Annotated in this window: 17 protein-coding genes and 2 pseudogenes; 8 read left to right on the top strand and 11 right to left on the bottom strand. The window is 53.8% G+C overall.

Annotated features, from left to right (window positions below):
- Window positions 1-238 precede the first annotated feature (238 nt).
- The 3 genes from AC3WJP_RS13070 to AC3WJP_RS13060 form a co-directional block, all read right to left on the bottom strand.
- Window positions 239-520 carry a hypothetical protein gene (locus AC3WJP_RS13070; protein ID WP_493721801.1) on the bottom strand — a complete coding sequence of 94 codons (282 nt, stop codon included), beginning with the start codon at window positions 518-520 and terminating at the stop codon, window positions 239-241.
- A 264-nt stretch (window positions 521-784) separates the two neighbouring features.
- Complete coding sequence (locus AC3WJP_RS13065; RefSeq protein ID WP_493721730.1) at window positions 785-1,009, bottom strand: DUF2188 domain-containing protein; 225 nt, start codon at window positions 1,007-1,009, stop codon at window positions 785-787.
- A gap of 230 nt (window positions 1,010-1,239) precedes the next feature.
- On the bottom strand, window positions 1,240-1,530 hold the full coding sequence (locus AC3WJP_RS13060) for a hypothetical protein (RefSeq protein WP_493721729.1): 291 nt from the start codon (window positions 1,528-1,530) through the stop codon (window positions 1,240-1,242).
- A gap of 644 nt (window positions 1,531-2,174) precedes the next feature.
- On the opposite strand from AC3WJP_RS13060, the gene AC3WJP_RS13055 reads away from it, so the two are divergent.
- Window positions 2,175-2,411 carry a DUF6555 family protein gene (locus AC3WJP_RS13055; RefSeq protein WP_493721728.1) on the top strand — a complete coding sequence of 79 codons (237 nt, stop codon included), beginning with the start codon at window positions 2,175-2,177 and terminating at the stop codon, window positions 2,409-2,411.
- A 58-nt stretch (window positions 2,412-2,469) separates the two neighbouring features.
- Window positions 2,470-2,673 (top strand): hypothetical protein, encoded by a 204-nt coding sequence (locus AC3WJP_RS13050; RefSeq protein ID WP_493721727.1) that lies wholly within the window; start codon window positions 2,470-2,472, stop codon window positions 2,671-2,673.
- Between the two features lie 67 nt (window positions 2,674-2,740).
- Here the strand turns inward: AC3WJP_RS13050 and umuC are convergent, their stop codons facing one another.
- From umuC to AC3WJP_RS13020, 6 genes are all read right to left on the bottom strand, one after another.
- Window positions 2,741-4,024 carry a translesion error-prone DNA polymerase V subunit UmuC gene (gene umuC / locus AC3WJP_RS13045; protein ID WP_493721726.1) on the bottom strand — a complete coding sequence of 428 codons (1,284 nt, stop codon included), beginning with the start codon at window positions 4,022-4,024 and terminating at the stop codon, window positions 2,741-2,743.
- Window positions 4,008-4,439, bottom strand: coding sequence for a LexA family protein (locus AC3WJP_RS13040; RefSeq protein WP_493721725.1), 432 nt, complete (start codon window positions 4,437-4,439; stop codon window positions 4,008-4,010). The genes umuC and AC3WJP_RS13040 overlap by 17 nt, the downstream gene beginning before the upstream one ends.
- A gap of 353 nt (window positions 4,440-4,792) precedes the next feature.
- Window positions 4,793-5,728 (bottom strand): ankyrin repeat domain-containing protein, encoded by a 936-nt coding sequence (locus tag AC3WJP_RS13035; RefSeq protein ID WP_493721724.1) that lies wholly within the window; start codon window positions 5,726-5,728, stop codon window positions 4,793-4,795.
- 130 nt (window positions 5,729-5,858) lie between these two features.
- Complete coding sequence (locus tag AC3WJP_RS13030) at window positions 5,859-8,981, bottom strand: type I restriction endonuclease subunit R (RefSeq protein ID WP_493721723.1); 3,123 nt, start codon at window positions 8,979-8,981, stop codon at window positions 5,859-5,861.
- A gap of 111 nt (window positions 8,982-9,092) precedes the next feature.
- Window positions 9,093-10,304: a restriction endonuclease subunit S gene (locus AC3WJP_RS13025; protein WP_493721722.1), complete on the bottom strand. Its 1,212-nt coding sequence runs from the start codon at window positions 10,302-10,304 to the stop codon at window positions 9,093-9,095.
- Between the two features lie 94 nt (window positions 10,305-10,398).
- Window positions 10,399-12,129 (bottom strand): class I SAM-dependent DNA methyltransferase, encoded by a 1,731-nt coding sequence (locus AC3WJP_RS13020; protein ID WP_493721721.1) that lies wholly within the window; start codon window positions 12,127-12,129, stop codon window positions 10,399-10,401.
- A gap of 1,008 nt (window positions 12,130-13,137) precedes the next feature.
- Between AC3WJP_RS13020 and AC3WJP_RS13015 the strand changes: the two genes are divergently transcribed.
- Window positions 13,138-13,506: a histone-like nucleoid-structuring protein, MvaT/MvaU family gene (locus tag AC3WJP_RS13015; RefSeq protein ID WP_493721720.1), complete on the top strand. Its 369-nt coding sequence runs from the start codon at window positions 13,138-13,140 to the stop codon at window positions 13,504-13,506.
- 85 nt (window positions 13,507-13,591) lie between these two features.
- Window positions 13,592-13,852, top strand: coding sequence for a hypothetical protein (locus AC3WJP_RS13010; protein ID WP_493721719.1), 261 nt, complete (start codon window positions 13,592-13,594; stop codon window positions 13,850-13,852).
- Window positions 13,853-14,291: 439 nt separating this feature from the next.
- On the opposite strand, the gene AC3WJP_RS13005 is transcribed toward AC3WJP_RS13010, so the two are convergent.
- Window positions 14,292-14,966: a YEATS-associated helix-containing protein gene (locus tag AC3WJP_RS13005; RefSeq protein ID WP_493721718.1), complete on the bottom strand. Its 675-nt coding sequence runs from the start codon at window positions 14,964-14,966 to the stop codon at window positions 14,292-14,294.
- Between the two features lie 696 nt (window positions 14,967-15,662).
- Here AC3WJP_RS13005 and AC3WJP_RS13000 point away from each other — a divergent pair.
- Together AC3WJP_RS13000 and AC3WJP_RS12995 are read left to right on the top strand one after the other, a co-directional pair.
- Window positions 15,663-15,892 (top strand): annotated as a pseudogene (locus AC3WJP_RS13000) (IS3 family transposase); the annotation flags it as partial.
- A gap of 314 nt (window positions 15,893-16,206) precedes the next feature.
- Window positions 16,207-16,755 (top strand): hypothetical protein, encoded by a 549-nt coding sequence (locus tag AC3WJP_RS12995; protein ID WP_493721717.1) that lies wholly within the window; start codon window positions 16,207-16,209, stop codon window positions 16,753-16,755.
- Window positions 16,756-17,103: 348 nt separating this feature from the next.
- Here AC3WJP_RS12995 and AC3WJP_RS12990 read toward each other — a convergent pair.
- Window positions 17,104-17,388, bottom strand: a pseudogene (locus tag AC3WJP_RS12990) (hypothetical protein); the annotation flags it as partial.
- Window positions 17,389-17,653: 265 nt separating this feature from the next.
- Between AC3WJP_RS12990 and AC3WJP_RS12985 the strand changes: the two are divergent.
- Window positions 17,654-17,986 carry a hypothetical protein gene (locus AC3WJP_RS12985; RefSeq protein ID WP_493721716.1) on the top strand — a complete coding sequence of 111 codons (333 nt, stop codon included), beginning with the start codon at window positions 17,654-17,656 and terminating at the stop codon, window positions 17,984-17,986.
- A gap of 340 nt (window positions 17,987-18,326) precedes the next feature.
- The gene (locus AC3WJP_RS12980) at window positions 18,327-18,590 is read left to right on the top strand and encodes a hypothetical protein (RefSeq protein ID WP_493721715.1); all 264 of its coding nucleotides are present in this window, start codon (window positions 18,327-18,329) and stop codon (window positions 18,588-18,590) included.
- Window positions 18,591-18,639 lie beyond the last annotated feature (49 nt).

The following is an 18,639-nucleotide window of genomic DNA, read 5'->3' as shown; positions in this document are numbered from 1 at the left end:
TAATGAAGGAGTGAAACCCCGCGCCTCTAGCAGACCTGCCAGAGCGGCAGTTGAAGCATGGCTACTTGGTCTGCGGGAACTCGACATTGGATCGCGCGCAGGCATTGATTCCCGCCATTCAGAATGATCTCGTAGCCGTGGGTATTTTCGGTGGAATTGCTATACAGCCGGTCTGGACAAGGGCTCCGGTGCTCAAAATCGCGCTCGCGTCGGAAGCAAAATCAACCAATAATCCCACCTAAGGAGAGTAGCCTGCACGCTGCCGTGTCACGACGTGGGCATCCTCCCAATGGACATTACCGCTTTGGACATCGCTGCCTTGGCGGGACTGGCCGGCCAGGTGCATGCTTCCAAAGGCCAGCACACCGGGTCGAGAATCTCCGTCACCCATGATTTCTACAGGGCACATGCCAAAGTTGACCGAATTGATGCCGCCCAGTGCGACGACCTGAAGCTTGCCATCCTCATTGATGGTTTTCACAGCCATCGCTATTTCATCCAGATGGGCCATAACCAACATTGCCGACGTTGATTCACTGCACGAATTAGCGCCACGCAGTAGCGCGATCAAGTTCCCGGCGTCATCAACTCACGTCTTACGGCAGTATTTTTTTCAGTCTTCATGAACGATCACGCGTACCTCATCTTCTTCGCTCCCTGGGTAGCGAGCGTAGAGAAGTCATTCGAGTAGATCGGTGCCAGTCATGCAGGTCGCTATGTCTGTCCGGCTGAGAGTATGATCAAAGCGGCTGACCGGGGTGAGCCGCCCGTATGGCCACAGGCATCAGCCCTTGGTTTTTTGGGGGTCTGCACTTCTAGGATAGGTACGTTCCTCCTGGATCCTCCCGTCCTCTTTGTGGATTTTGAGAGACGCCGTCTTCCCATCCAGAAATTCAGCTGCAACAGCGGTGATGTCAGCTTTGGTGGATGCTGTTTTGGAAGCTCGGGTGGCTCCTTCTTTTTTCAGCTCCCAACCAGTGTCGGTTTTGGTGATGTGATAGTTGTCCATGTCGCTCTCCTCTGAATGTGATATAGCCAAGCGGCTTATTGAAATGAGCTCCTAGCGGGGCTATCAGTTCATCCGGATTACGCAGTCAATGGATTTTTATGGACGCGGACTGCGAGTCAGTGAGCAGACTGGGTAACTACAGGCTAGTCATTCGGCAGCGAAATCCCGGGCAATAAAAAACCCGCCGTGGCGGGTGATTTCGCATCATGCCGTCGGTGATCCTGTTCGGATCAAGCCAGGCTTCGGATGCGTGCTGAGAACTCGGTGACCTGCTGAGGCGAAAGGCATTCAAGGCTACCGAAATGTTCCAGATGCTGAATCATCACCTCATGACTACCGTCTTGCCCAGCAACAATACGGCGGCAGGTCTTCTCTAGGATTAGCCTTGCTAGCTCCGGATTGTCGATTTTCGAGGCATCAAACGCCAAGGCAACGGCACTAGCCAAATCACCCAAATCCGGATTAGCGCGATGCAAGGCTCGCAAAGCATTGAGTTGGCGAGCAGTTATGGGTAACGACACAGGCCCTCCTGGGCGTCAGAGGTGTAGACCATGACTGCGACAACACCCGCAGCCCTCACGGTCTTCTTGGAAATTTACCTACCTGTTCGAACCAAATGTCCCGCAACTGACCTTTGAGCAGGAGGCTGGACGGCTCGTCAATGATATGGGCGTCGGTCAACGTCTGGACATAGCCGGAACAGAACTAGAAGTGCAATTCCCCCATAGCGGTGTCTTGGCTATCACAAAGATCCTTTCGTTCTGCGCGCCAACAGCCATGAACACCCTCGGCCAATCCCAAAGGCAAGCCTGTGTGATCGGCACGCAGAGCTAATTCTTCACAGAACATAGTAGTTTACAGTGTCTGGCTGAGTCGGGCGAAAATCGATCCAAGTTGCTATGGTACCCCAGAGGGCACGGTCGAGGTGTTCGCCGCGCCACATAAAGCCGAACCTTGCAGTTCACGTCCAGGTGAATAAAGGTATCCAGCCGCTCCATCCTCGTTCTACCTGTTCGCATAAAGGTGTAAGCGACGTGTAGAGACGTAACGGATCGAGTTCGCGGGAGTAGGATGGTCTGAGGTGCTTCTCATCCAGCAACGCCAACTGAATTATTTCTGGCAGTGGAAATCTGTTACCTCAGCCAAGCTCCCAGGGTAGCCACAAATGAACAGCCAGATCTACACAGTCGACTACCTCATTCATGGTGAAGCCAAAAGCTTCGTAATCCGTGCAGAGAAAATGGATAACACAGAGGCGTGGCACTGGGCCAGCTGCGATGCGGGGTTCGGGCACATACCGCGCAACTCTCGAGACAAAACACGAAAGACGTCAAAGCCAATGGCGGAGCGTTTTGGAATTTCGGAGGTGACATGGCGGGGCTCTGACTTACCGGTTGGATGATCGGTTTATACCCGCATCTGACGTCCTGATGGTCAATCAATCTCGCTGAAGGAATCCCATGTCGATCATCGAATTTCTACGATGGCTGGCTATGGCGATCACCGTACTTGCCGCGAGGTTCATGGGATCAGTCCGAGCGCCTCGGCAGGTGATCGCATTCTGGTGTTTCACCGCAGGGAATGCGCTCTGGCTCTGGGTGCGGCGCGCGTTGAATGAACGCGCTGGCCGCCATGACTACCCGTTTGCCTATCCCTTATCTTAAGAGGGAACGGTGTCCAGTCTTTCATGGGGCTCGTTCATGAACTCGGTGGTTAAATCTATTCAGCCAGCTATTTGCAGTAAACCGTCCAAAGCTGATCCACGCGCGTCGTAAAGCTCTGGCTCATCATCTCCCGACGCATCCCCCAGTCCGGATCCACCGGTACGCTGGCCAACCTCACAGTGCCGCGACCCCATCGTCCGTTAATAGCATCCAAGACACCCATGACCTTTTCCGTCGCAACCGGCTGTGAAGCGGCAAACAGGTCATCGGTGTACTCGCCTTTCTGGCACAGGCCTAGCAACAGCACCTCAGCTTTGCTGTATTTGAAACCGTCTCGGAAGACATGGCCCACCGCTTCAACAGCGGCCTTTGTCATCAAACGAACGTCATCAGTTGGGTACGGAAGCTCGACGATGACGCCATTGGCGTACTTGGCTTCCTCTGGATTGAACATGCCCGTCCGGATGCTCACCCGGATCTTCTTGCAGAGTGATTTCTGAGCGCGGAGTTTTTCTGTGGCGCGCATCATGTACGTGGCCACGGCTTCCCGGATTGGCGCCAACTCAGTCAGACGCTTGCCGAACATTCGGCTGCAGCAGATCTCTTGCTTGGGTGGGTCGGGTTCATCAAGCTCCAAGCAGGGCGTGCCTGCAAGCTCTCGAGCTGTCTTCTCGATGACCACGCTGAACTTCTTCCTGAGCATCCAAGCATCCGCATGAGCTAGATCCCAAGCTGTCCTGATACCCATGCCCTCCAGATGAGCTGTCATCTTGCGGCCAACACCCCATACATCACTGGCCGGGCACTTCTTCAGCACCCATTCCCGTTTCACCTTGTCTCGAAGATCAACGACGCCACCGCTCTGGGCTTGCCACTTCTTTGCCGCGTGGTTTGCGAGTTTGCTCAGCGTTTTGGTACCCGCGATGCCTACACCTACCGGAATACCAGTGTGGCGATAGACCGAGGATCGGATTACTCTACCAAGGCGCTCAAGGTCGCCTTGAACGCCAGTCAAATCAGCGAATGCCTCATCGATGCTGTAGACCTCAACTGCCGGCACCAACGACTCGATGACGCTCATCACGCGTTGGCTCATGTCGCCATAGAGCGCGTAATTCGAGGAAAAGGCCTTGATGCCCTCGCGGCGCAGAACGTCTCGGATTTGGAAGTAAGGTGCCCCCATTTTCACATGGGGCTTGGCGTCTGCCGACCGGGCTATGACACACCCATCGTTGTTGCTGAGGACTACGATTGGGGTATGGCGAAGGTCTGGTCGGAACACCCGCTCACAGCTTGCATAGAAGCTGTTGCAGTCGATCAGCGCAAAGACGGGCTCATGATTGCTTTTCATGGCTGCGCACGCTGAAGGTCACGACGCCCCATACCTGGAGTTCCTCTCCCTCAAGGATGTACCGCGATGGATACTTCGAATTCTCAGACTTCAGCACAATCTGGCCATGCTCTTTCGCTAGGCGTTTGCACACAGGCTCCGAATCGACAGCGGCGATCACGATGTGGCCAGGCTCAGCTTCCAGCGCCCGGTTCACGATTGCAATGTCACCACAGAAGATCCCCGCGCCGATCATGCTGTCCCCTTCAATCCGCACGAGGTACATGTGTGGCGCTCGGAGATCCAACAGCTCGTCGAGTGAGATCTTCTGCTCAAGGTGGTCGGCGGCGGGTGACGGAAAGCCCGCAGGCACTCGGTAGGAATAGAGCGGGAGATGAACGCCGCAGGAGGCCAATGGGCCGAGGATCGTGACCATGATGCAGAATTCGCAGATACTGTATGAACATACAGTTAACGATGAACGACGATTTTGGTCAATCGGTTTCCCTGCCTGCGCGACAGAAGACTGCCATCAGGCACTGGCATTCTCGGCGTGATCAATAGCTATCTGGGCGACCGCCTAGGAGGTACCAGTTCTGCTCAGTGGCTATGCAATGCTGTTGCAGCCCGTCAAAAGGGTCGTTGAAGGCCCGGTTCTCGTGGGTATGCTCGAAAGGCCTGCCACGGAATGCTTTTAATGCCATCGTCGATACTCCCTATGCGATAGTTATCCATGGACTGGAGGGCTGGGTTACCGCACCGGGATGGCGAGCGTTGAGCGCCTCAACACTACTCGCCCCATGCCGAAATCAACCATGATCCTCTGCGTTCAATCAGCGGGATAAAGGTGCTTCTCCAAAACTCAGAAGATACCATTCCGCTGCTCATACCCCCTCTTGCCAGACGGGGGACGTAAACCTCGGCACTACTGTCCATTGACTGGCCAACCAATGCCTCATAAGCGGAGCGTATCACCTGCTCCAGCGCGCCCTTTTTTTCCGGCACAGGGACGTGACAGAGCGCCTGGCGCAGTTCGACCCACAGAAAAAGATCACCCCGCAACCCCCACTGTTCCGGAGCTGGTTCGAATAAATGCGCTACGCTGGCCCAGATGCGCTCCAGCGGGTAAGTCGCCTGACGTCGCAAAGCGTCATGTACCAGAGGTGTCAGCGTGCGCCCCCAAAAATCACTATTGGTTTGCATACAGAAGTATTCCGAGAGATCAAATTCACGTTCCGTGACACCTGATGTACTTAATCCGCTGATAGCAGCGACAAGTATGTTAAATCGCTCTTGTAGGTCACGGACAGAGGCAAAGCGTGGCTCGATCACGAGCGACTCAACGATCCTGTTGAAGACAAATTGATTTCCATCGTAGGCTCCGAACAAACTTGGCGTATCGCTGACAACCTTTCTCACCGCCCTAGACAGAGATGGCTTCGGGACGCTTAGTAGGTAATGCAAATCTAAGCGCGTCGGGTGCTTTTCTAGCGAGATTTCCTGAGGTGTCTGGAATCTACTCGCCGTGGTGATTGATGGATCGGCCCCCAATACCAACAGCCTGTGTATGACTGGCAAGGGAGCGCCATGCCACGCCGCTTGGTGAAGCGGCGTGTAACCCTTGGGTTGTTTCGAGAAATTCACGAGGTCAGGCTGCGCCTCAACTATGGACAACAGGCCACTCCAATCACCGCTGTAAGCCAACTCTGAAACTTGCTGCTGCATGTTTACTCGCTCTATGGAAAGCCCAACACAGTCACTTGAAGGAGGATCATGGCGGAAAGCGCCTGGCACCTAGGAGTGTTAACCGCCTTGGCTGACGTGCCACGTAACCGGGTTTCCCGTCCACAATCGTTTATAGCCATGCCTCGCAAAGGGTTTCGGCTTGGTTGAGTATCAGCTGTGCGGCTTCCTCGGCCTGATCCGGCGGGTATTTGTATTTTCGCAGGATCCGACGCACCAATATTCGAAGTTTGGCCCGCACACTTTCCCGGCTACTCCAGTCGACACTGACGTTAGCCCTTAAGCTGGCAGTCAGCTCATGGGCAATTTTAGCGAGAATCTCATCGCCCAGTTCGCGTACAGAGGCTTCGTTATTGGCCAATGCGTCGTAGAACGCCAGCTCGTCATCGTTAAGTCCCAACGCGTCACCACGCTGACTCGCAGCTGCGAACTTCTTAGCCATCTCGATCAGCTCTTCGATGACTTGGGCCGTTTCGATAGAGCGGTTCTGGTAGCGTTTGATCACATTAGCTAGGAGCTCGGAAAACTTCTTTTCCTGAGCAAGGTTGGTGCTGTAGCGACTCTTGATCTCGCCTTCGAGCAAACGCTCCAGCAGCTCGACCGCCAGGTTCTTCTCGGGCAGGTTGCGTACCTCAGCGAGAAACGCGTCGTCGAGCAGGCCGATGTTGGGCTTATCCAGGCCTACGGCTTCAAAGATGTCCACTACCTCGCCGGAGACCACGGCATTACCAATGATCTGGCGGATTGCCAACTCGCGCTCTTCGTCAGTCTTTTTCTGCTGGCTGACTTCACGCTTGATCAGGATCACCTTGATGGCCTGGAAGAAGGCCACCTCCTCGCGAACGGCCTTGACTTCATCCAGCGTGCAGCAAAGGGTGAATGCCTTACTCATGGCCAGCGCGTTATCGGCAAAACGCTTCTTGCCATCTTCCAAGCCCAAGATATGGTTGGCAGCTCCGGCAAGCAGCTTGTGTCCGCCAGTGAGGAAATCGCTGCAGTCGAAGCCATGCAACAGGCTGCGCAGGACGTCGAGTTTTTCCTCCAGCACCGAATAGGCCTCATGAGCGTCTACGGTGGGCCGGCCCTTGCCCTTGCTGCCGGTGTATTCTTTGAGTGCGGCTTTTAGCTCATTGGCTATGCCGATGTAGTCCACCACCAGCCCGCCCTGCTTATCCTTGAATACGCGGTTGACCCGAGCGATGGCCTGCATCAGGTTATGACCCTTCATGGGTTTGTCGACGTACAAGGTGTGGACGCACGGCGCATCGAAACCGGTCAACCACATGTCACGGACGATCACCAGCTTGAGCGGATCGAGTGGATCCTTGAAACGTTTTTCCAAGCGTTTTTTGAGCTGGCCGGAATAGATGTGCGGACGCAGCAAAGCCTTGTCTGAGGCACTACCGGTCATGATCACTTTGATCGCACCTTTCTCCGGATCTTCATCGTGCCATTCCGGACGCAGGGCAACAATCTCGTTGTAGAGATGCAAGCAAATCTCGCGGCTCATGGCCACGACCATGGCTTTGCCGGGCATCTGACCCACGCTCACCATGCCCTGGTTACGTTCCTCGAAATGTTTGACCAGGTCAGCGGCGACGCTATGAACGCGTGGTTCTGCACCGACCACTTTTTCCAAGGCAGCCCAGCGGCTTTTCAGGCGCGACTGCTGGTCGTCTTCTTCGTCTTCGGCCAGTTCATCCACCTGATCGTCAATCGCGGGAAGCTCATTGTCCTTCAACGACAGTTTGGCCAAGCGCGACTCATAATAAATGGCGACAGTGGCACCATCTTCAGTCGCCTGCTGCATGTCATAGACGTGAATGTATTCACCGAAGACTGAGCGGGTATCGCGATCTTCGCTGGACACTGGGGTGCCGGTAAAAGCCACAAATGTAGCGTTCGGCAGTGCGTCGCGCAGGTGTTGGGCATAACCAACCTGATAACGGGTCTGACCCTCTCCGGGCTGAGCTCCCTCCGAGGCCTTCAGTTCGGCGCCAAAACCATACTGGGTACGGTGGGCTTCGTCGGCAATAACCACGATGTTCGAGCGGTCGGACAGCACCGGAAAGGTGTCTTCATCTACTCCCGGCATAAACTTCTGAATGGTGGCAAAGACGATGCCGCCACTGGGCCGATTGGCCAACTTGCTGCGCAAGTCACCCCGGGACTCCACTTGGACGGGCTGTTCGCGCAGCAGATCCTGGGACAGCGAGAACACCCCGAACAACTGGCCATCCAGGTCGTTACGGTCAGTGATAACCACAATGGTCGGGTTTTCCATTGCCGCTTCCTGCATCACTCGCGCGGCAAAACAAGTCATGGTGATGCTCTTGCCAGAACCCTGGGTATGCCAAACCACCCCGCCTTTATGCGTGCCACCGGGACGCGAGGCGCTGACCACCTGCTGGATGGCAGCGCGCACGGCGTGAAACTGGTGATAGCCGGCAATTTTCTTCACCAGCCGTCCGTCATCCTCGAATAGCACGAAGTAGCGCAGGTAATCGAGCAGCATGTTCGGTGCCAAGGCACCGCGCACCAAGGTCTCTAGTTCGTTGAACTGACCCAGCGGGTCGACAGCCTGGCCATCGATGGTGCGCCAGTTCATGAAGCGTTCGGCATCAGCTGACAAGGAGCCCATGCGCGCTTCGCTGCCATCAGCGATCACCAGGATTTCGTTGTACTGAAACAGATCCGGGATCTGTTCCTTGTAGGTCTGGATCTGGTCAAAGGCTTTGCCCAGGTCAGCCTTAATATCCGCTGGATTCTTCAGTTCCAGCAGCACCAACGGCAGACCGTTGACGAACAGGATGATGTCCGGCCGCCGGGTGTGTTTCGGCCCCTGAATGCTGAACTGATTGATGGCCAGCCAATCGTTGGCTTTAACCTCGACCCAGTCGATAAGGCGGACAAAATCACCGCGTGTTTCGCCGTCTTTCTGATACTGCACCGGTACACCGCTGACCAATAGACGATGGAACAGGCGATTGGCCGATAGCTGTACAGGCAGGGAAAGTTCGAGCACCTGCTTGAGCGCATCTTCACGCGCGACCAGCGGTACCTTTGGGTTGAGCTTGGCCATGGCGCTGCGCAAGCGCTCGATCAAGACCACATGACGGTAGTTGTCACGCTCAGGGCTTTCGGCGTCATAGGCAATATCTGGCCCATACAAGTGGATATAGCCCACCTCTGCCAACCAGCCGAGAGTTTCCTGTTCCAATTGGTCTTCGGTCATTCCATTTCACTTCCTGTGCACATTAACCGGCCAAGGTTGCTCGCTGTAGTGTCTGGTTAAGCTGAGCTAGCCCGTAGGCGTATCCCTCAGTATAAGCAGCTGATTTACTGCTTATGCACAAACCTTCTCGATGATCGTCTCAGCTTTCGATAGGCGCAATTGACCGGAGATCAGGCGCGGCAGTAGGGTATCGCGGAGTTGAGTAAGTGTTTTGGCTTGCTCGGCATTAGCCGAAATTTTCTGTTGGATCCCACTAACTATATTTTCGAAGGCATCCGAAATTTCATCAACAGGAACAGCTACGGGGTACCGCCCAAGGACATCATTCTGCACTCGCTGCCGTCCACTCGTGCCGGACATGCTCTGAATTGCATGCTCACGAAACGCAGGGTGCCGAGCCAACAAATAGCCGTGATAAGGCGGTAGTGGTGCTTTTGGGCGCAGCACTACAAACTCAGTCGAGCCCCACCCGGTCTGACTGGCCGATAGGAAATCGACGAAAGCGGATTTGCCATTTTCAAGGCAAGGTGTGATACGAGCGAGAAGAGTATCTCCGTTGATGAATTTGGTTCCAGAACCCATCTGTCGTTCAACTACGCCGCTGATAATATGGCCTCGCGTACCGACACTTGCCATGTCAAGATAGGGCGCCACTTCGCCCTTCTTAAGCTTACGTGAAGGATTGACTTCATAAGCAACTTCTAAAGGTAATAGTCGCCACCCCATAGGTACGACCCCCAGCACCGACTCCTCAAAGCTATCTGGAAACAGCGCCGCTGTGGCCTCATCCATTCCTTTTGGCGCCAGCCCTTCCGCCTTGGCGCGTACCGGATCAAAATCGACGAACCACGATTTGAAAAGTGCTTGGGCGACAGCTTCCAGGGTGGAGTTGGTTTCGCGAAGGAGGCTGATTCGGTCGTCGAGAGCACCAAGAAAACCAGCTATCATTTCCTGAATATCAAGTGGCGGCAGCGGAATTTTGAATTTGAAACAATCGCCAACTCGAATATGACTTACTACAGATCCAGAACCTTCATGACTGCCAAACTGATGCTGAAGCGAAGGAGACTGAAATGTATAATGCAGAAAACGCGGGTGAAGTATTCGCGGGTTTGCTCGGTACTGCATCACTCTTTGGCCAAGAAAGAGTCCTTGAGGGATATTAACAAATCCTACCTCGCCGATAGGAGCCTCCCTGGTCAGTAGCACGTCGCCATACTGCAACTTTGCCCGCCTTGTCCATTTCTCGTATGTTTTATAATCAACAAACCGACAACTTTCAAGGTTAACGCGACCATCCCGAATGTTTGTCGTACGAATCATTCGGTATGGCGTTGCGTATGGCACAACCGGGGCTGTTTTGTTGACGCAGTCAACAATCAACTCGCACACTTGCTCAACAGTAACAGATGGCCACTCAGATCTCATAGCCCAACCCCTCTAATTTCTTTCGGATCAACTGATCGAGCTTTGCACCCTTGGCTATCTGCTCACCAAGCAAAGCTGCGAGGTTCTGCAATTTGTCGGCAAAGGCATCGTCGTCATCCTCGACGGCCTCAGCGCCAACATAGCGACCAGGGGTCAGCACATGGCCATGCTCAGCGATTTCAGCCAGGGGCACGCTGCGGCAGAAGCCGGCCATGTCGTTGTATTCCTCAACCTCCCCACCGGCGTCCAGCGGCAAGCCCCGCCAGTTGGCCACCGTTTGCGCTATTCGCTCTATGTCTCTGTCCGACAGTTCGATTTGCACCCGGCTAATGCGAGTGCCGAGCTTGCGCGCATCAATAAACAACACCTCGCCTGGACGTTTGATCTTCTGCTTGGCCAAAAACCACAAGCAAGCTGGAATCTGCGTGTTGAAGAATAGTTGGCCTGGCAGCGCAACCATCACCTCGACCACATCACCTTCAACCATAGCTTTGCGAATATCGCCTTCATTGTTCTGGCTAGAGCTCATCGAGCCGTTGGCTAGGACGATACCGGCACGGCCATCGGACTTGAGGTGGAACAGCATGTGCTGCAGCCAGGCAAAATTAGCGTTGCTTGGCGGCGGGGTGCCATAAACCCAACGCGGATCGCCCTCAAGGCTGCCATGCCACCAGTCACTGACGTTGAACGGCGGATTGGCCAGCACAAAATCGGCGCGCAGGTCACTGTGCTGGCTGCGCACAAAGCTGTCAGCCGGCTCCTTGCCCAAGTTGAAGTCAAGACCACGAATGGCCAGGTTCATCGCCGCCAAGCGCCAGGTGGTCGGATTGGACTCCTGCCCGTAGATCGACACGTCACCGAGTTTGCCGCCATGAGCCTCGATGAATTTTTCCGATTGCACGAACATGCCGCCCGAGCCGCAGCAAGGGTCGTAGACTTTGCCGTGGTGCGGATTGAGCACCGCGACCAGGGTCTTGACGATGCTCGCTGGGGTGTAGAACTGTCCGCCGCGCTTGCCTTCGGCGCTGGCAAATTGGCCGAGGAAATATTCATAGACCTGACCGAGCAGGTCGCGTGCCTGGTGAGCATCACCACCAAAGCCAATGACGGAAATCAGATCCACCAACTCGCCGAGCTTGCCATCCGGCAGCTGGGCGCGGGCATAGCGTTTATCCAGGATGTTTTTCAGCGACGGGTTTTCCGCTTCAATCTCGGCCAAGGCCTCATCGATGCGTTTGCCGATGTCGACCTGCTTGGCGTTGGCCCGGATGGCCTCCCAACGTGCCGCTTCCGGTACCCAGAACACATTCACTTCTTTGTAGTAGTCCCGTTCTTCTAGCTCTTCGGCCAAAAGCTCGGGATCGTCGCTGCCCAGGTAATAGTCATCAACGGCATCGGTAAAACGACGCTCCAGCTCAGCGCGGCGACCAGCGAAGCTGTCGGAGATGTACTTGAGAAAAATTAGACCGAGCACGATGTGCTTGTATTCGGCGGCGTCCATATTGGCGCGCAGCTTGTCGGCAGTGGCCCACAACGTTTTTTCCAGATCCTGCAGGGTGCTGCTCGTGCTGCTTACAGCGGCTTTGCGGCCTGGCTTCTTTTTCTGCGGTTCGGGCTCGGCTTCTGGCGTGGTGTCAATTGTTCCAAAACGCGCACGGGCTTGGATGAGTGCCTGCTCAGCTAGGCTGGACACGTGGTCAGCCTTCTTTTGATCCGTCATAAAGACATTCCTGAAATATTCGCGGCGCGATGATCCGCCAAAGGAACCCAGCTCTAGCACCGGGGTATAGATGGCACCATGATAGCGTGAGGCTTTCACATCGTCAGGGCTTTGAAGACAAAATGGGGTTTCCGTATTGCGTGATAGCAGCGCAGAGAGCGGCAGCCGCCCATAGCATCATGAAGAAAGAGCAAGCTACCTGGCCATGGTACCGGCTTGCTTCTACCAGTACGCCAAAGTCCTTTCTCTGCGGCAGCTGGCCCATTCGGCGATCATAGGATCGAGGTCTAGCTCTCATCCTTGAAGTCGCACTACGCAGCATTTCGCTGTTAAAAAGCCCAAGGGCATCGCCGCGCCAAGCATGGGCCCGATCAGCAGTCTGGCTCCGCCTCTGAGTCTAGATTGATCGACATCACTAGCGCCCGCCGATAGCGCAGAGGGGCAGCGCTCAGTTGCAGATTACAAAATCGATCAGCCCCTGCGATCAAGGCTCCCATCCGTTCTCGACGAACTGGTATATACGCTATTAATCGCGATTCGGTGGCGCTCAAGGAGCCAATACTCGTGGCCGGAGCAACGTCTTGTGAAAGCCTTGGATCTGCTGAAAGCTGGCATTCGACGTCGGGATATTTGAACCCCTTTGGGTACATCACCTTACCTTTGAGGGTGAGGATCATGTACTCGCTATAGCTACCTTCGTCAGCTCTTGAATAGTAGGACGAAGCTAGGCCGAACGACCACGACACGTCCCACCCATGAATCTTGATTTGGTAGAGCACTCGTTGAGACTCTTGGCTTGGCCGACCTCGTTTAGACTTTGGTTTCGGCTTGATCGCAGAGGGCATCGGAACCTCCAACTTTGCCAGGCAGCAGTCGTAGCCAGATAATCTGATTACCTCTGAGAGCATAGCGTCAGTGTAAAAAAATCGATTAGCGAACGCCATACTTACAGCTTTGGCTGGTGCTAGAATCGTTCGAGAAACAAACAACTCGATACTTGGAGCTCCAATGTCAAAACTCGCTGAATTCCGCCAACTCGAACGCCATCTCGCCGAGCAACTAGCGGCGCTTGAAGCAATGAAAGGTGACAAAGGCCTCGAGCAAGAGATCGAATTTGAGAGCAAATTGCGCACTCTGCTCGGCGAGTACAACAAAGGCTTGAAGGACATCGTGTCGATCCTGGATCCTCAAGGCGGTGTCAAGCCAGGCAAAGCCGCCGCCGCGCCAGTGAAGGGCACTCGTAAGCCCCGTGCCATGAAGCTGTACAAGAATCCGCATTCCGGTGAGGTTGTTGAAACCAAAGGCGGGAATCACAAAATTTTGAAGGAATGGAAGGTTGATTACGGATCGGACACCGTTGAGTCTTGGGTGTCCTGACCCCAGGTAATCGAGAATAAACAGCTCATAGCGAGCCCATTTTTGGTTTGTGAAGTTATCAACGGTGTACCGTGAGGTGGCATGCATGGCAGACAGACGTAGCAAAAGAGTACAAGACGTCGAAAAGGCAACGAATGAAGCCTTGGCGCGTTATAGAAAAATGAGCAGCAAGCCCGTTGACTCGGGCCCGGACGTACGAATAGGTTTTGGTATGGCCCCGACCTACACTACGAACCGCATTGTGAAAGAGGTCGTTATTGATGCCAACACAGCGCCCGATGCCGTAAAATCAGAAGATAAGAGTGCTTTATACACCGCAGGGTGGTCGCTGAATCAGGAACCGTAGTTGTCCATCTATTAATCGTTAAAAGATACAGGCGCATCAAGGTCAACCTTCGCGCTTTCGCACAGCTTAACCAACCAACTTTCGGCCGCTCGGGACTGGGCATGATGTCTTGCTCGGTCATATCGAGCATCCACACCACCGCTGGGTTCATCATTTCAAGCCTTCCCCGTTACCGGTGTGACGCCTCCGGCACAGGGCCGGCGTGAACCGAGTCACGGCTGCGCCGCGTTTCAGCTCTCCGGGCGCTCATCCCGCACGTCTGCGCGCTCCGCTTGCTTGAGGCTGCGGCACACTCTTCGGTCGCAGCGCACGGAGAGGCTGAATGCGCCGAGGAGCCCACAAATGGTAGGCTAGGCTCTGCAAAAATAGCTATCGACTTAGCCATGCTCCACGGAGGGCCATCTTCATCATGTCGCCTCATACTCTTGCATCCATTTTCTCAGGCCGGTGCTAGACGCGTTTTTAATTCCATAGCTCCTTTCTTTCCCGAGCCAGTCAGATACCATCTTTTTTGGTTTTTGGCATTTACCCCACGTCTTACAAAATTCATTTCCTGTAGAGCACTCAAAGCTTCGTTGACAAGTTCAGGTTTTAACTCAAGCTCTTGAGCTAGACCTGTAGCCGACCTCATTGTGTAAGGCCCATCAAGGAGGTGGATCAGAACTAGCTTGGTTGTATGGTCTAACCCGGCGAAAAACTCTTTATCCTTCGAACTCAGTGGCCCAGCCTCTGGCTCCATCGAGCTCTCAGTCGCTTCCAAGGCCGACTCCGCTTTGGTCTGCACTGCTTCAACTTTCTCCTTCACCTCTCTAAGCTCTTTAATTACATTAGCACTCATTAGGCGAATGAATTTCTGGGCGGAGATCGATGCTATGAGGCAGAACCCAATGAGGATGAGATATTTGGTAGAGTCAAGCTCACTACTGCTCAGGATCTCTTGAAGCAAAGTGCTCGATATCGTGTTGAAAAACAGGGGAACCATAAGCGCAGCGCAGATGCCTAGCAAAACGTTTTTCCCTACGTTCCATCCCCAGCTTCCACCGTAAAGCAAATGGCCAGCGAAACCTCCAACTGCGCCAGTGCCAACGAGCGTCCATAAAACCAATGCGAGCATTTTGCCCTCCTTTGCGAGATTTTCGATTTGTAGCGGCTTATTGACATAATGCTTGAAGCCCTGATCCTGATACAACCCATCGAATGGATTGAGTGATGGAGTCAGTCAAGGAAAAAAATGCCGGTTATAGCGAACCGCGTGCCGCGAAGGGGCCGTGACCTGAGCCACGAACCAGTCGAACTCGGCCTTACGGCGCCCATCTCAGCTAGTGGTTGCTCACAGGCTGAGGCGCTGCTGACATGCGTGCAGCACGCTACTCCGGCACAGCAAAGTGCACTCGCCTCTCGATATGCCGCAACAGTAAACGGCGTATCTTTAGAGCGAGAAAAAAAGCTCTCCTGGCCATTTTTTCTAGCGAAAGTCGCCCGATCCCCCCGAACTCACCCCGCTATCCATAGAGCCCCAGAGCTGGTCAAACCAACGTTGAGAAGGGCATGGCTGTCATAAACCGGCGTTTAGCAAAGCCAAGTCCCGACCATTATGGCTTTCATCCTGCGTGTCACGCGCTCCGCTTGACAACTTAGCCTATCTGCCCGGCTTACCCAGTGCGTGCTCTCGAGATCACTCTGTGGGCTGACAAACGCTGTATAGCTTGAAATTGAAGTCACTTAACTACTATTGGCAACTGGCCATCAGTCGTGTAGCTTCAAACGTCATCACGGAGGAAAGCCAGTGAACTCGGACAAATTTATTTTGGTGAGCCGACGCGGAAACTGCCACGACAAAGCGCCAATGGAACGGTTATTTCGTAGCTTGAAAACGGAATGGGTACCGGCAGTGGGCTACATGAGCGCTGCCCTGGCCGAACAGGATATCGGTCGATTGCTGTTGCAGCGATACAATTGGCAACGGCAGCATCAGTTCAACGAAGGCCTAGCGCCGCCGTAGCTGAAGAAAAACTTAAAGCAGTGTCCGGGATCAGTTGACCACTACATTGACCAGTCAGGCTGGTTGGAGAGTAAACTGATTTGGGGGGATGGTGGTAGAAGGCCATCTACCGACATAGGTCTACATTGGTACAGCCCCCCAACATGACGCAAATGATCAGCTCGTCTTCTCCCCGCTGCATAGGTATAAGGTTGCCAAGCGGAAAGAACAAGCTCCTGTGAGGATCACCCCTGTCGGGGTCGATGCAATAAATTACTAAGGAAGATACATGAGCTGTACGTGTGATCAGGATCACCAATCCACTACCCCGTCGAACGCCTCAAATGCATCGCAGGATCCGCAGACGTCCCAGTTGAATCCTTTCAACGAGGCTGCTTCAGTTGGTGTTGATGACACCACGGCTCGTGCTAAGAAAAGGAGCGAAAACTACAGGTTGATCCTGGCTTTTGCAGTGTTTTTGGGGGCGATGTCCATCATTGCCACTGCCGTGTACGTAAATCCAGGGGTTTACAAGCTCGACGAGCAGACTGTGGCTTTTCTCAGTCAGGCATTCAACGCAGGGGTACTGCTCACGATACCATTCTTGCTAGGTGCCGTAGGTGCAGGAACTCGCTTGCTCCTTTCAGAAGTACGCATTGTGGATAAACTGCCTTTGGTAGGAGGGTCGGCTTTCATGGCCTGCTTTTCTTGGATAAGCATAAAGAGCGGAGTATTGGTGTCTCTCGTAGCGCCACATCTAGTTCCACGCGGGGTTGATATGAAGGATGCACTGAGCACCCCTAATAGCTTTTACACTATGTCATTGGTGGCAATATTAGTAGGTATGTTTTCTACCAATCTTTACTTGTTCATAACCCAGCGCGTGGAGCAGTTATCTAAACAACCGCCTAACGGAAAATAGCCGCATAGCTAAGCATTGGTGACCTGACGCAGAGCCTTGATGTTCGAATACGGATCATACGAATGCAAATACAGGTGGCGAAACGGAGTTTCCAAGCGTAGTTCACCCGTCGCTGCTTGAGCAGGCTAGCTCTGGGTGGCGACTCTGTGTCCGCTCCGAACGCCGTGTCGCGCAACCAAGAGACTTCAATCGGCAACGTCAGTGCAATGTTGCCGTGGCCAAAGTTCTTCTGACTGGCTCGTTTTTGCAGTGAAGCACAGTTCCTGAGCTTGCATTCACCGTCCAAAACGCCCAAAGATTGTTAGATACCTAACCCACCACATGTCGAATCTGACTTGAAGAAAGTTATTACAGAATGCGGGGAGTGAAGTGTGGCTGCCCTGATGCCAGGCGCTGGTAGTCTCTTAAACTTTTACGCCCATTGCCCCTCTGAAACGTTGCGAGCACATACCGCGAATTAACGGATGTCATCACCCAGAATTGGCCTTCGCGCTCGACTTTCAATACGTCAGAAGTGCGAATCAAATGGCCGTCTCCGAACCGCCCGTATTGGTCTTTTCGCTTGTGGCCGAAACCACACCGATGCCTGCACGAGTTGATGGAAACACTGCAGAGATAGGCGGTCACTGACACATAGGGTAAACCCTAGGATTCCGTAACCGCTGTATGAGCAAGCGGAGCGCGCAGGCCAGGATGGTCGAAGGAGTGAAGATGGAAGCCCGGAGGGCCAAGACACGAAGTGGCTTGGTTCACGACAGCTGACCGCAACGCGGCACGCCCTAGTATGCCGGCGCTACCAGTTTCTTTAGGCTGGGGCCCAAGACCACAATTCTGATGTGCAGCTAACCGTGCTGTTAGATTGGCGTATGCCCCAAACCGTCAACTCCTGAGACAGCGCATGAACCAAGAATTAGCTGAAGAAGAGATGCGTCGTGCCCTGTTCGGCAGCGCTGAAGTCTGCGCGCCAACCCTCCCCCCTGCCGTTCAGGAACCGGTTCCAGAAGTGGTGATCCTGCCGGTTAGCAAACCCCTGGTGAAGAAGAAAGCCTTGAAAGCGTTCACTCCGAGACTGAAGGTCACGCTCCGGGTCGGCAATGAGTATGAAGGCCAGACGTTTGAGATGATTCATGAGGTTGACACCTTGAGCCCCCTGCTGGCAGAACAGGAGGCCACCAAGGCAGCTAGGAAAAAATACAGGTACGTAGAAGTGATCTCAGTTAAATCGATGTAGCCCACTTGGGTTATTCATTTAGCTACACCCAAGCTGAGTCACCGTTGCCAGAGCGGCAAAGCACACCCTCCCCAATTCATCCTATCCTACAAAATTTACAAGGCTTGAATCGAGAGCCTCAGCGATCAGGGTTGATAAATCAAAAGCGGGCGACTTGATACCAGTTTTTCACTTTGCGATTATTCCTCACAAGTGATACTTCGAAAGTCTCACTGGTGAGGAATGATTCGAGGATTATTTTTGCTGACCTCTTGAACTCTTTCAAAATTTCGTCAAGAATCACGACGTGCACGACGCCCAACATTAGTTAACCAGGAAAACACTACGCCTTGGGGCAGTCATGAAATTTCTTGTAAGTTACGTTAGCTTTGATATCACTGTGAAATCAATGACTCTGGGCGACAGTTCGACGATGAGTACGATCAAGCACGAAATCATCGACACTCAGGCCTACGCATACCTGGGATGCAGTTCCATCAGGGATATCGAAGCTGCTTATGAAGGCTGGAAAAATTACGTGGAAAGCGATGATGAAATCACTTCGCCGAAGCAGAAAATCAAGGTTTTGATGGTTGAACCCATCCAAGTACCTTGGGCCGCCTGATGGCATAAAAAAATATCCACCGCCCGCTGTGACGCACGACGGTGGATAC

The sequence above is a fragment of the Pseudomonas sp. GW821-FHT01A09 genome, assembly GCF_058986725.1.
The sequence above is the reverse complement of the archived record's forward strand: the minus strand, read 5'-3'. Positions and strand labels throughout refer to the sequence as shown.